Below are 13,407 nucleotides of genomic sequence, written 5' to 3'. Positions count from 1 at the left end.
AGATTAATTAAAAAACAGTTCATTAGCACTCTAATGAACGTACGTGTATTTAATTAAGCTAGCTTGGGCGGTTCCCAAATCTCTTTTAAACGATCCGAAAGATGAGGATCACAATACTCGAATAGTAATTTTTTATTGGCTTTGTAATAAGATAATTCCAATAGAAACGCTTTAGAAAAAGGAGTTTCTATAAATGTAAAGCAAGCTACACAAGTAGAACAGCAGTCATCATTACAAGATGATTTTGATTTTTCGTGTTCCTTTTTAGATGTTGACTGATGATCTTTGCAACAATCTTTCTTTTCAGAATGTTCTGATTTGCAGCAGGTTTCTTTTGCCGATTGTATGGACAAGTTATCTTTGGGAATCAAAAAAAATCCCAAACAGAAAATAATAGTTAAAATCTGAAATAACTTCACGATGGCAAAATTACAAAAAATTATGGTAATGCTGCACCCACTTGTACAGAACAATTATGAAAAGGTTCTCCATGAGGAGGGTTGAGCTTGGGCTTTTCGCCATTGGCAAGGCTTTGCTGAGCGGGAGCGGGAGTCGTATTCTGAACAATATTTTGTGCTGGCTGAGGTGCCTGATCTGGCTTGCTGTTCAGCGGCTGTCCTACAGGAATGTCGCAGCGGTGTCCTGGCTGTCCGTGAGGAGGATTCATACCCGGTGCTGTTTTTATAGCCTTTCCGGTTTTGCTATCCACTGTAAACTTTCCAGGTTGCAGAGAATTAGGATCAATCTGGATTGTTTGAGATCCATTATTATTTACCACAACATTTTGAGTCGCTTGAGCCGGAGCTTTGCCATTTAATGGCTGTCCTACAGGAATATCACATCGGTGCCCCGGTTGTCCGTGAGGAGGATTCATTCCTGATGCGGTAGCTGGTGAAGGAGCTGCTGTATATTGAGTATTCGCTTTAATGCCCGCCTGATCCAAAATGGAAGTCCTTGGGGTCACAATTTTTCTGGGCTGCTGAACAGATGCATCTTCTTCGATATAAGTTGCTCTTTCATCCTTCTTACAGGAGATCATCAGCAGAGTGACAGCTACAAGACTTAAAAATATATTTTTCATATCCTATCGTATGAAACAAAATTAGCAAAACATTTTTAAATGTTTTGCTAATTTTATATTGAAAGTATTGTTTTAGAATTAATTCTTAACCAAAAGTCTGAATCCTTCCCCGTGAACGTTAATAATTTCTAATCCTTCGTCATCTTTCAGAAGCTTACGAAGTTTAGCAATATATACGTCCATACTTCTTGCTGTAAAGTAGTTTTCTTTTTTCCAGATCTTTCTCAGTGCCAAATCTCTAGGCATGAAATCATTTCTGTGAATACAAAGAAGTTTAAGCAATTCGTTTTCTTTTGGTGAAAGCTTATATTCTTTATCACCTACTCTTAATTGTCTCAGCATAGAATCAAAGAAAATGTTGCTGATTTTAAACTGCTCCTGTTCTTCATTTTCCAATGTTGAACTTCTCTGTAAGATTGCTTTTATCTTGTACAAAAGCAATTCTGTGTCAAATGGTTTGGTAATATAATCATCTGCCCCAAGTTGATATCCTTTTAAAATATCTTCTCTCATATTTCTTGCAGTCAAGAAAATGATAGGGGTATTTTTATCTATTTTCTTTACATCTTCGGCCAATGAAAACCCATCTTTTTTAGGCATCATGACATCAAAAATACAAATGTCGAATTCATTTTCTGTGAATTCTTTTAACCCCTGCTCTCCATCTGTGGCAAGAGTAACCTCAAAATTATTTATAGTTAAATAATCTTTCAATACAGCTCCAAAACTCTGATCGTCTTCTACTAATAATATTCTGTTGCTCATAATTTTAAAAATTAAAAATTAATAATAAGAATGAACTTTCTCACTCTATCTTCGTTATATATTGTTATTTGGTTTCCCTTTTTTTATTATTTAAGTCATTGGAAGTTTTATCGTAAAGATACTTCCTTCTCCCTTGTTCGACTCTACTATAATTTGACCTTTATGCAGTTCTACAATTTTTTTCACATAGGAAAGTCCTAAGCCTTGTCCTTTTACATTATGAATATTTCCAGTTTCTTCCCGGAAGAACTTTTCAAAAATTTTAGTTTTGTTCTGCGTTTCCATTCCCATTCCTTTATCAGAGATTTCAATAACATAGAAGTTACCTTCATTTCTTGTTTTAACCTTAATGTCAGGAGTTTCTGGAGAATATTTATTGGCATTGTCCAGTAAATTCACCAACATATTGGAAATATGGAACTCATCAATTTTAAATGTGTATTTATCAGCGGTAAATTCCTGTGTAAGAGAACCGTTTCTCTGTGTTACAATAAGATTGAACGATTCGGTCGTCTTTTTGATTAGCTCTCTAACATTGGTTTCCTTTAAAAACAGATTAACCTCATTTCTTTCAAGCTTAGACATATTCAGAACATTCTCCACCTGTTTTTTCATTCTCAGGTTTTCCTGCTTGATAAGATTGGAATAGTATCTTACTTTCTCCGGATTCGTGGCAATTTTGTCATTGGCCAGTGAGTCCGTCGCTACTGAAATGGTAGCCAGAGGGGTCTTGAATTCATGAGACATATTGTTGATGAAATCTGTTTTGATTTCGGCCAATTTCTTTTGTCTCATCATATAATTAATGGAAATAATATAAATTCCCAGAATGGTCAGTAATGAAAGAAAAGTTCCCAATAGCATAGGCCAGTTATTCATTGCCAGTGAATATTCTTTTTTAGGGAAAACAAGAGCCAGACTGTATAAAGTGTGGTCTTTTTTATCCGTAAAAAGAGGATAGCTGTATGTATTGCTGTCTTTTTTTTCTTTATAAACTTTATTGAAAACCGTAGTGAGGTTGTTGTTTTTATCTGTTACTCCAAACCCAAATTTTGCCGTAATTCCTTTCATTTTCAATTCCTTGCTGAGAACCGAATCCAGAATTTTATCATCCACTCTTTTGGTGATTGGCAGATTATTTCCATATACTTTTGCAAACTCTTTCATGGAATAATCACCACTTTCAATATCCTGGTTGATATCAGCAGTAAGAGGTTCGCGGTTTGTTGTATCTCTTTTCAGTTTATAGGCTGCTTCATCCGTATATAGAGTCGTAAGCTTTAAAGAATCTCCCTTTTGAGAGATCGGAAGCTGAGTTTTTTCAATGATGTTTTTGGAGTAGATAATTTGTCTTTGGGTGCCGGAGTCTTCAACCTGCTGAATTGTCGTTAAAGAAGGTTGGTTGTTATTGGCAACAACATTTTTTCTGAAGTTTTTAAAATCATCATTCAGGTATTTTTCTACTTCAATTTCCGAGATATTTTTAGCGGTATTTTCCAATGCCGTATACACTTTATTAGAAAAATCCTGTTCCAGAGCGCCATAATATCCTTTCAGCCAATAAAACTGGAGTGTCACAAAAACAATCAGTGAGATTGTCATAAACACTGAAATTATTGGGATGAATTTGTTATTCATTATCTTATTTTATATTGTTTGGAATGATGAATGTTAAAATTAATTGTTTTAAGACTTGATAAACAAAAAACGAGCCAAAAAATTGTATTTTTTTTCTTAAAACTATGTTTTTTAACATTTTTTTATAAATATTGAATTACTTGTCCTTTGAAAAAGCTAGCAACAAAAATAAAGAAGTAAGTTTGTTAAAAACAATTACGTATGGAATCTAATATCATTTTTAACAAAGATTTTGATGCTAAGAGCATTTATGTCATGAAAGTATATCATGCTGATGTATCTAAAGTGTGGGACTATTTTACCCAATCAGAGTTAATAGATCAATGGTGGGGTCCAAAACCCTGGAGATGTGAAACGGTGCATATGGACTTTAAAGAGAACGGAATCTGGCACTACGCTATGGTAGGTCCTGATGGAGAAAAGAGATATGCACGGGCAAAATATGGAGAAATCATGAAGCATAGAAGTTTTGACTGGATGGCTGCTTTTTGTGATGAAAAAGGAGAGGTTAATCAAGATTCTCCACAATCCCAATGGTTGATCGGATTTACCGGTATTGAAGACGGAACAAAAATAACGGTTAATATTCATTTTCAATCCGAGGAAGCAATGAAAGATCATATTGACATGGGCTTTGAAGAAGGGTTTAAAATGGGACTCAGTCAATTGGAAGAAGTTCTGAAATAGGCATAGGCATATTTGATAATTTGAAAATGACAGAATTTGAAAATTTTTTGTGGTTGGGATTTATCTTCCCTATCACATCAATAGGAGTGGGCTTCAGCCCGCTCTTTATTATAAGCTCCATTTTTTCATTTTCAAATTCTGTCATTTTCAAATTAAATCAGCTCTTCATCCTGAAAATACTGAATGATTGCTTTTTTCATCAATAATGATTGCTCATTAGGTCTTAATTCAGGAAGCTCTTCCAATTGTTCGAAATGAGGCCACCCATCTTCATAATGCGTAAACTTATAGTAACCAAAAGGTTCCAATAATCTGCATACGGCAATGTGAAGGATATTGAGCTTGTCGTCTTTTGAATATTTTTGTTGACCGCTTCCTAACTCCTGAAGTCCAATTAAAAATAATAATGTTTCAATCGGTGGATTTTTCTCGGTCTCAAAATTGTCCTCAAAAAACTGTTCTATTTTTTTCCAATATTCGGATTCGTTAATCATAATTTATAAATGATAAATGATAGTTTATAAATGATGAAAGACTATGTCTTTAACATCTTTCTATATGAAGAAGTTGCTTTTAGAATTTCTTCAGTCCTATTTTTTAGATCTACTAAAACTTCACTTTTGACATAATTGAGCTCTTCAATCATTTCAAGCCAAAAGAGAGTTTCATCTGTTTCTTCTATTACAATTGATATTTTGGAATATCTTTCTGCTTTTGATCTTGCTCTGCACATAGCTCTATAATTTGCCGCCATGGATGTAGAAGAACGGTATATTTGTTTTCTAATCACTGCGAAAGCTTCTTGATAAGGCAGGCTTGATAATTCATTAATAATACTTACAGCCAATTGTTTGGTCTTTAAGGCAAAAAGCTGGTTATAGTCTGGATTATGATCCATCATTCATCATTTATGAATTATCAATTATATTTTATCGCTTATCAATCATCAATAGAAATGCATATTCCAATGCATCCTCTTTAAGCGATTCAAATCTTCCGCTTGCTCCACCATGTCCGGCACTCATATCAGTTTTGAATAGCAAAAGATGATCGTCAGTTTTTAATTCTCTTAATTTAGCTGTCCATTTTGCCGGTTCCCAGTATTGAACCTGTGAATCATGCAGTCCGGTAGTAATAAGCATGTGCGGATAATTTTTTGCTTCCACATTGTCATACGGAGAATAATCTTTCATGTAATGATAATATTCTTCATCATTAGGATTTCCCCATTCATCATACTCTCCGGTAGTCAAAGGAATTGTCTCATCCAGCATTGTCGTCACCACATCTACAAAAGGAACCTGCGCAACTATACCATTAAATAAACCTGGTTCATAGTTAACAACCGCTCCTACCAATAATCCTCCTGCACTTCCGCCCATTGCATAAAGATGCCTGGAAGAAGTATAGTTTTCCTTAATAAGGTATTTTCCTGCATCAATAAAATCGAAGAAAGTGTTCTTTTTAAATAACATCTTTCCATCTTCATACCATTCTCTTCCTAAATACTCTCCACCACGAATGTGGGCAATGGCATAAATGAAGCCTCTGTCTAAAAGAGATAACCTTACATTGGAAAAGCTGGCGTCTACAGTATGCCCATAACTTCCATATCCATATAGAAGTAAAGGTGTATCTTCAGACTTCTGAGTGTCTTTATGGTATACTAATGAAATAGGGATTTTGGTTTTTCCATCTCTTGAATCTGCCCATATTCTTTCAGAAATATAATTTTCCGGAAAGAATTTTCCCCCTAATATTTCCTGCTGCTTGAGAAGGGTAGTGGTTTTCTCTTTCATATTATATTCATAAGTAGAGCTTGGCTGGGTCAATGACGTGTAACCATAACGTAAAACTTCAGTGTCAAATTCTAAATTAATACCAATGTATGTGGTATAGGTAGGATCTGAAAACGGAAGATAATAGGATTGCTTGGTTTTTTCATCAATAATCTTTATTTGTAATAACCCTTTTTCTCTTTCCTCGAGGACAAGATAATCTCTGAATATTTCAAACCCTTCCAATAGAACTTCCGGTCGGTGAGGGATCACGTCCACCCAGTTTTCCATTCTGCAATTGTCGATTTTGGTTTTTACAATTTTGAAGTTGGTTGCATCATCGGCGTTGGTAATGATATAAAACTCATCTTCATAATGTTCCACAGAATATTCCAGGTCGTCAATTCTTGGCTGAATGATTTTCCACTCTGCAAAAACATTGTTAGAAGGAATAAAGCGGTGCTCGTCAGAAATGGTGCTGGAGCTGGCAATGAAAATATATTCTAACGATTTCGTTTTGAAAACATTCACATCGAAAGTGTCATCTTCTTCATGGAAAATTAAAATATCTTCTGCTGAATCGGTTCCCAGCTTATGTCTGTATACCTGGAACGCTCGTAGGCTCTCATCTTTTCTGATATAAAAAACATGTTCGTTGTCATTGGCCCAAACGGCTTTTCCGGTAGTGTTGAATATCTGATCCGGTAGAATTTCTCCTGTCTTCAGATTTTTAAAATTGATTGAATAAATTCTTCTTCCTACATTATCGGATGAGAAAGATGCTAATTCATTATTGGGACTGACAGCAACGCTTCCAACTTCAAAAAAGCTTTCTCCTTCTGCCAGAATATTGACGTTCAGTATAATTTCCTCCGGACTTTCAAGACTCTTGTATTTTCTGCAGAAAATAGGGTACTCTTTTCCTTCTTCATAACGGACCATATACCAGTATCCATTAAAAAAGTATGGTAAAGATTCATCATCTTTCTTGTAACGGGATTTCATTTCTTCGAAAAGCTCCTCCTGAAAATCCTCAGTTTCTTTCATCATGAAATCTGCAAAAGCATTTTCCTCCTCAATATACTTTATGACCTCGGGGTTTTCCCTGTCATTGAGCCAGAAATAATTGTCAGTTCTTCTATCTCCGTGTATTTCAAGTGTTTTTTCTATTTTTTTTGGCTGTGGAGCTTTCATTCAATATTAATTCTTGTTCAAATTTAATTAAAAAAAAGCCATCTTTTCTTTTATTGAAAAGACGGCTGTATGGTTTAAGATATTAAAAACTACTTATGTAGGCTTTTAATATATTTTTCAAGGGCCATGGTCATAGATGGAGTTTCCTTTGTAGGAGCCATTACATCTACTCTTAATCCCGCCTCTTCAGCAGCATTTAATGTTGTATTTCCAAAAACCGCAATTTTTGTTTCATCCTGCTTGAAATCTTCAAAGTTTTGTTGTAAAGACTTGATTCCTTGTGGGCTGAAGAAGATCAACATATCATAATCTTTAATTTTGATGTCACTTAGATTACTGCATACTGTTCTGTACATGATTGCTCTTGTCCAGTCTACATTGGCGGTATCTAGCGTTTTAACGGTGTCAGGACTCAAAACGTCTGAAGATGGTAGTAGATATTTTTCAGATGGGAATTTTTTGAAAAGAGGTAACAAGTCTGAGAAATTTTTCTCCCCAAAACTTATTTTTCTTTTTCTGTAGACAATGTGTTTTTGAAGATAGTTCGCAATTGCTTCTGACTGGCAGATGTATCTCATCGTATCCGGAACTGCAAAACGCAATTCTTCAGCTAGTCTAAAGTAATGGTCTATCGCATTTTTACTGGTGAAAATAATACCAGTATACTGCGTTAGATCTATTTTTTGTGTTCTAAGTTCTTTATTGTCAACTCCTTCGACGTGGATGAACGGACGGAAATCAATCTTTATTTTTTCCTTCTTCGCTATATCCAGATATGGAGAAGACTCACTAGGCGCTGGTTGAGAAACCAATATAGACTTTATTCTCATCATTGACTTTTATTAAAAAAATAACAATTTCCAAAGCAACAATAATGGTGTGATTTGGAGGGTGCAAATATACAAAAATTTATAATACCATTTTTCTGGCAAAACATTGTTCTTGTGAAATAAATAGAAAAAAACCTTGAAAATAAATACAAAAGAAAAGAAAGCCAGATAGTAAGAAAATATTTTATTTCTGTCAACGGGGAAATAATAATGGGTAATACACAGAATTATTAATAAAAATGACAGAACAAAATAAAATTTAGTGGAGGTGAAATAAAAAATAAGCCATTTTTTTGTGTCACCTATACTTTGATAAAATAAAAACCCTAATGTTGATTTTATTAAATAAAAAAGAGTGATTGCCAGTAGGCAATAACCGAATTTATTTAATTGATATCCAAAAACCTGTAAATCGGCAACGTATTTTGGAACAATAGGAATGTATTGTGACAATAAAACCGAAAGGGTGAGTGCAGTGACACAGGAGGTGATGATCCAACTGGCTAAGTTGTTACTGGCATCAAAATATTTTTGAAGCAGAAAGTCTTTTAAATTGGCGCCTCTTTCTACGATGTTCATCATAAAAAGATATAAAAATATGCAGCCCAATAATATAAAAATTACCCAATCGTTGTTCTCAGGAATCCTTATATGGTTTGTAAAGTTTTGTGATAATAGCAACAAAATGTTTTTTGCAAAATTATAGAATATTTTGTATAAAATAAAAAGGTTAAATAAACTATCTTTGCAAACTGAAATGAAAAAACTTGTCATCATTCCAACTTATAATGAAAAGGAAAATATAGAAAATATTATTTCCGCAGTTTTTGCGTTGGAAAAAGACTTTCATATTCTTGTAGTGGATGACTCCTCACCAGACGGTACCGCAGAGATTGTTAAAGATCTGCAGCGAAGATTTCCCCACAATTTACATCTGTCTGTAAGGCATGTAAAAGATGGTTTGGGAAAAGCTTACATCTATGGATTTAAATGGGCACTTCAAAATCAGTATGATTATATTTTTGAAATGGATGCCGATTTCTCTCATAATCCTGATGACCTTCCTAAACTTTATGAAGCTTGCCTAAAGGCTGATATGGCCATAGGTTCACGTTATTCGAAAGGAGTGAATGTTGTCAACTGGCCTATGGGAAGAGTTTTGCTCTCCTATTTTGCCTCGAAATATGTGAGATTCATTTTAGGACTTCCTATTCATGATACTACGGCCGGATTTGTTTGCTTTTCAAAAAAAGTACTACAGGACATCGATCTGGACAATGTCAGGTTAAAAGGATATGGGTTTCAAATTGAAATGAAATTCAGAGCTTTTAAAAAAGGCTTCAAAATTGTAGAAGTACCTATTATTTTCACCAATCGTATTTTGGGAGAAAGTAAAATGAATGGAGGAATTATTCATGAAGCGGTTTTTGGTGTTTTAAATTTAAAATGGAAATCATTAATTAACAGATTATGAAGCGGAGCATAATTCATTCTTCTGCTACGGAGAAATATGTATATGCGAAGTTCAATCAGGCGATTAAATAAAGAATATAAAAATAAACTAATGAAAAAGCTGATTTTTCTTTTTGTTTTGATGTTTATGTTTTCTTGTGGTGATTATATCGATCAGCCTAAGAACCTGGTGCCCGAAGATAAGATGTCAGAAATTCTTGCTGATATGGCAATTAATGATCAGGCAACTTTTATGTTTCAGAATACCAATTTGGAAAGCGGTACAAGGTTTATTCTTAAAACTCACAATGTAAAACCCGATGATTTTGTCGAGAGTTTCAAATATTATGTTGTAAAGCAAAAAATGAGTGATATTGCTGATGAAGCACAGAAAAAATTGTTGAAGAAAGATCCTAAAGCGGATCAGTATGTAAAAGATAAAATAAAGAAAAACCTAAATGTGCCCACTTTTGCAAGATAACTAAATAACTAAAATGCAGAAATGGCGTTCCATCCGGTAAGTTAAAAAATACCGAGGAGCTGAATTAATAGAATATACGGATGAAATTTTTTAATATAGAAAAAACCTCTGAAGGAAAAGCTAGAGCAGGAGAACTTACTACTGATCATGGTAAGATTCAAACGCCTATTTTTATGCCTGTAGGAACTGTTGCAAGTGTAAAAACCGTTCACCAAAGAGAATTAAAAGAAGACATTAAAGCCCAGATTATATTAGGGAATACCTATCACCTGTATCTTCGTCCTGGTATGGACGTTATGCAAGAAGCAGGAGGTTTACATAAATTCATGAACTGGGATCTTCCTATCCTTACGGATTCGGGAGGTTTTCAGGTCTTTTCACTTTCAGGGAGCAGAAAAATGTCTGAAGAAGGAGTGAAGTTCAAATCTCATATTGATGGAAGTTACCATCTTTTTACCCCGGAAAAATCAATGGAGATTCAACGACAGATTGGAGCTGATATCTTTATGGCTTTTGACGAATGTACTCCATACCCATGCGAATACAATCAGGCCAAATTATCAATGGAGCTGACACACCGTTGGTTGAAAAGATGTATTGACTGGACTGAGCAAAATCCAGAGCTGTATGGGCATAAACAGAGGTTGTTTCCTATTGTGCAGGGATCTACCTATTCAGATTTAAGAAAAATTTCTGCTGAGGTGATTTCAGAAGCCGGAGCTGAAGGAAATGCGATCGGAGGACTTTCAGTAGGAGAGCCTGAAGAAGAAATGTACAGAATTACCGATGAAGTAACAGATATTCTTCCTAAAGATAAGCCAAGATATTTAATGGGAGTTGGTACTCCATGGAATATTTTGGAATCTATTGGTTTGGGAATTGATATGATGGATTGCGTAATGCCTACAAGAAATGCGAGAAATGCAATGCTATTTACCTGGCAAGGGGTTATGAATCTGAAAAATGAAAAATGGAAGCGGGATTTTTCACCTTTAGACGAGTTTGGGACAAGTTTTGTTGATAGAGAATATTCGAAAGCATATGTTCGTCATTTATTTGTTGCCAGAGAATATTTAGCCAAACAAATTGCTTCAATTCATAACTTGGCTTTTTACCTGGATTTGGTGAAAGTAGCAAGAGAGCATATTATAGCAGGAGATTTTTACGAATGGAAAAAATCTGTAATTCCTGTTCTTAGACAAAGACTATAAAAAGAAAGTAATGTTTACAATTATAGACCGCTACATCATTAAAAAATATCTTGGAACTTTTAGTTTCATGCTCATATTGTTGTCTATAGTTGTATTGGTTATTGATGTCCAGCAGAAAATACCGAGAATTGAAAATGCCACGGCTATTGATGCTAAACTCAACCTTACTTACTTTCTGGTTCACTTTTATCCTTTCTGGATTATCAACCTGATCATGACATTTTTGTCTATTCTGGTCTTTATTTCGGTAATTTACTTTACCTCCAGAATGGCAAATAATACAGAAATCGTTGCTGTAATCAGCAGTGGTGCTAGTTTTCATCGTTTTGCAAGACCTTATCTACTTACTTCTTTGTTTATTGCTTTGATTTCTCTTGTGATCAATCATTTTGTATTACCATGGGCCAATATTAAAAAAAATGAGCTTGAAGCATACACCTATAGTGCGGCGAATAAGGAGAAGGTATTAGGGACAGGCCCAGTTACAGCACAGATTAGCAGAACTGAGTATATTTTTATCAATTCCTGGAACAAAAGGGAAAAAAGAGGATCGGGTTTTATCTTTCAGAAATTCGATAAAAACAGAAAAATGCTTTATGAATTAAAAGCATCTGATGTATTCTGGGATAAAGATAAAAAACAGTTTGTTCTGAATAATTACACTGAAAAAACGGTTAATAAAGATGATTCCGAGAAGCTTGCTGATGGATCTGAGCTGAGGAAAAGTTATGGACATGCTCCTGAGGAGCTTTTCCCTAACGAACTTTTAGGACAAAATAAAACAACTCCTGAACTCTTGAAGTTTATTCAAAGAGAAAAGGAAAAAGGAAATAGTAACCTGAATACGCATTTGAATGAACTCTATAAAAGAACGTCAATGCCGATTTCTATTGTCATTCTAACGTTTTTAGCACTGTCACTTTCGTCTCAAAAGAAAAGAGGAGGGCTTGGGATTAACCTTGCTATCGGTATTTCACTGGCTTTTATCTTTGTGTTTTCATTCGAAGCCCTGAAGGTGGTTTCCGAGAATAAAAGTATGTCGCCGGGGTTAGCGATGTGGTTTCCGAATATTATCTTTTTCCCTCTTGCTCTGGTCTTATACCTGAGAAGAGCTAATCAGTAGAGAAGTTTAATCTGTTTGTGATAAAAAGATCTTAATCCATCTTCTAATTCTATCCAGATTTCGCCCTTTTCATCAGAGAATCTGATAATGCCATTTTGTCTCCTTTTGTCCACTTCAAAAACAGAAATTTCATCTTTTCGGAACAAGTGTTGATTGAATAATTTCATTATTTCCTGTTCAGAAGGAATATCTGTCAGTTTTTGACATAAAAATTCATGGAGGTTTAAAGTGAATTCATTTAAGTCGAATCTCTTCCCTGTCTGGGTTAAAATCGAGCCTGCATTGGATATTGCATCAAATTGCTCCTGAAGAATATTGATTCCTGCTCCAATGATGAAATAATTTTGTTGATTAATTTTCTTTTTTTCAATCAATATTCCCACGATTTTTTTACTTTTAAGGATAATATCGTTGGGCCACTTTATTTTCACATCAGTTTCAGTCAAATTGGCAAGAAAATCCCTGATAACAATTGCGGTATAATAATTGAACATAAAATCCGAAAGCATAAAATGCCGTGTATTAACAGCCAGTGTGTATGCTAAATTTTTTTCGGCAGTGGAAGACCATACATTTCCATACTGGCCACGACCTTTAGTTTGATTGAATGTATGAAGAGCAATAAAATCTGAATCTTCGTAAAGTAAAAATTGAGATATTTCGTCATTAGTAGAAGGACACTCTTTTAAGTAGAACAGTTGGGGCATTTAAGAAAACTTTAAGACTTTAAAGAGTCAAAAGTAAGGCTAAAGTAAAGAAAAAACAATAAATTTGCAGATTATAGTATTTTTTTAATGAATAAAACAATAGAAAAGCAAGAATTAATAGATAAAATCGTTGAAGCTATCCAAGATGTAAAAGGAGAAGATATTATGATCTTTGATCTTTCCAATATTGAAAACTCAGTGGCAGAAACGTTTGTAATATGTAGTGGGAACTCAAACACACAAGTTTCTGCATTAGCAGGAAGTGTAGAGAAGAAAGTAAGAAACGAACTTCAGGATAGACCTTGGCATGTCGAGGGTACTGATAACGCAATGTGGATTTTGGTAGATTACGTTACAGTAGTCGTTCATATATTCCAGAAACAAGTACGAGAGTACTATGATATTGAAGAATTATGGGGCGATGCTAAAATCACCAAAATCGAAAATGAAATTTAATTTT

General features: G+C 34.5%; 16 protein-coding genes. 6 read left to right on the top strand and 10 right to left on the bottom strand.

The genetic code is table 11. The features are described 5' to 3' along the window. Positions 1 to 53: 53 nt before the first annotated feature. The 4 genes from CJF12_RS13060 to CJF12_RS13045 form a co-directional block, all read right to left on the bottom strand. Complete coding sequence (locus CJF12_RS13060; protein ID WP_084675580.1) at positions 54 to 419, bottom strand: hypothetical protein; 366 nt, start codon at positions 417 to 419, stop codon at positions 54 to 56. 20 nt (positions 420 to 439) lie between these two features. Further along, entirely contained in the window at positions 440 to 1,081 is a 642-nt protein-coding gene (locus tag CJF12_RS13055; protein ID WP_034680615.1) for a hypothetical protein, read from the bottom strand. Positions 1,082 to 1,159: 78 nt separating this feature from the next. Further along, positions 1,160 to 1,846, bottom strand: a complete 687-nt coding sequence (locus tag CJF12_RS13050) for a response regulator transcription factor (protein WP_007842513.1) — start codon at positions 1,844 to 1,846, stop codon at positions 1,160 to 1,162. A gap of 90 nt (positions 1,847 to 1,936) precedes the next feature. Further along, the gene (locus tag CJF12_RS13045; protein ID WP_034680613.1) at positions 1,937 to 3,484 is read right to left on the bottom strand and encodes a sensor histidine kinase; all 1,548 of its coding nucleotides are present in this window, start codon (positions 3,482 to 3,484) and stop codon (positions 1,937 to 1,939) included. A 201-nt stretch (positions 3,485 to 3,685) separates the two neighbouring features. Here CJF12_RS13045 and CJF12_RS13040 point away from each other — a divergent pair, with 201 nt between their 5' ends. Next, a complete protein-coding gene (locus tag CJF12_RS13040) occupies positions 3,686 to 4,171 on the top strand; it encodes an SRPBCC family protein (protein ID WP_034680611.1) in 486 nt (161 codons plus the stop codon). A 152-nt stretch (positions 4,172 to 4,323) separates the two neighbouring features. Here the strand turns inward: CJF12_RS13040 and CJF12_RS13035 are convergent, their stop codons facing one another. The 5 genes from CJF12_RS13035 to CJF12_RS13015 all read right to left on the bottom strand — a co-directional run bounded on the left by CJF12_RS13035 (position 4,324) and on the right by CJF12_RS13015 (position 8,552). Continuing rightward, positions 4,324 to 4,665 (bottom strand): hypothetical protein, encoded by a 342-nt coding sequence (locus CJF12_RS13035; RefSeq protein WP_034680608.1) that lies wholly within the window; start codon positions 4,663 to 4,665, stop codon positions 4,324 to 4,326. A gap of 41 nt (positions 4,666 to 4,706) precedes the next feature. Then, complete coding sequence (locus CJF12_RS13030) at positions 4,707 to 5,069, bottom strand: four helix bundle protein (RefSeq protein ID WP_034680911.1); 363 nt, start codon at positions 5,067 to 5,069, stop codon at positions 4,707 to 4,709. A 31-nt stretch (positions 5,070 to 5,100) separates the two neighbouring features. Then, positions 5,101 to 7,143 carry a S9 family peptidase gene (locus CJF12_RS13025; protein WP_034680605.1) on the bottom strand — a complete coding sequence of 681 codons (2,043 nt, stop codon included), beginning with the start codon at positions 7,141 to 7,143 and terminating at the stop codon, positions 5,101 to 5,103. An 89-nt stretch (positions 7,144 to 7,232) separates the two neighbouring features. Further along, on the bottom strand, positions 7,233 to 7,973 hold the full coding sequence (locus CJF12_RS13020) for a uroporphyrinogen-III synthase (protein WP_034680908.1): 741 nt from the start codon (positions 7,971 to 7,973) through the stop codon (positions 7,233 to 7,235). A 12-nt stretch (positions 7,974 to 7,985) separates the two neighbouring features. Further along, a complete protein-coding gene (locus CJF12_RS13015; RefSeq protein ID WP_262485061.1) occupies positions 7,986 to 8,552 on the bottom strand; it encodes a DUF4271 domain-containing protein in 567 nt (188 codons plus the stop codon). Between the two features lie 178 nt (positions 8,553 to 8,730). Here CJF12_RS13015 and CJF12_RS13010 point away from each other — a divergent pair, with 178 nt between their 5' ends. The 4 genes from CJF12_RS13010 to CJF12_RS12995 all read left to right on the top strand — a co-directional run bounded on the left by CJF12_RS13010 (position 8,731) and on the right by CJF12_RS12995 (position 12,240). Further along, entirely contained in the window at positions 8,731 to 9,447 is a 717-nt protein-coding gene (locus tag CJF12_RS13010; RefSeq protein ID WP_034680599.1) for a polyprenol monophosphomannose synthase, read from the top strand. Positions 9,448 to 9,537: 90 nt separating this feature from the next. After that, complete coding sequence (locus CJF12_RS13005; protein WP_034680595.1) at positions 9,538 to 9,906, top strand: DUF4296 domain-containing protein; 369 nt, start codon at positions 9,538 to 9,540, stop codon at positions 9,904 to 9,906. Between the two features lie 80 nt (positions 9,907 to 9,986). Next, positions 9,987 to 11,117 carry a tRNA guanosine(34) transglycosylase Tgt gene (gene tgt / locus CJF12_RS13000; protein WP_034680592.1) on the top strand — a complete coding sequence of 377 codons (1,131 nt, stop codon included), beginning with the start codon at positions 9,987 to 9,989 and terminating at the stop codon, positions 11,115 to 11,117. Between the two features lie 10 nt (positions 11,118 to 11,127). Then, positions 11,128 to 12,240, top strand: coding sequence for an LptF/LptG family permease (locus CJF12_RS12995; protein ID WP_034680589.1), 1,113 nt, complete (start codon positions 11,128 to 11,130; stop codon positions 12,238 to 12,240). Here the strand turns inward: CJF12_RS12995 and CJF12_RS12990 are convergent. Continuing rightward, on the bottom strand, positions 12,234 to 12,947 hold the full coding sequence (locus tag CJF12_RS12990; RefSeq protein ID WP_034680586.1) for a biotin--[acetyl-CoA-carboxylase] ligase: 714 nt from the start codon (positions 12,945 to 12,947) through the stop codon (positions 12,234 to 12,236). The genes CJF12_RS12995 and CJF12_RS12990 overlap by 7 nt on opposite strands. An 87-nt stretch (positions 12,948 to 13,034) precedes the next feature. On the opposite strand from CJF12_RS12990, the gene rsfS reads away from it, so the two are divergent. Further along, a complete protein-coding gene (gene rsfS / locus CJF12_RS12985) occupies positions 13,035 to 13,403 on the top strand; it encodes a ribosome silencing factor (RefSeq protein WP_034680582.1) in 369 nt (122 codons plus the stop codon). Positions 13,404 to 13,407 lie beyond the last annotated feature (4 nt).

It is taken from the genome of Chryseobacterium piperi (assembly GCF_002285635.2).
Taxonomy (GTDB): domain Bacteria; phylum Bacteroidota; class Bacteroidia; order Flavobacteriales; family Weeksellaceae; genus Chryseobacterium; species Chryseobacterium piperi.
This window is presented reverse-complemented; position numbering and strand designations above follow the sequence as displayed.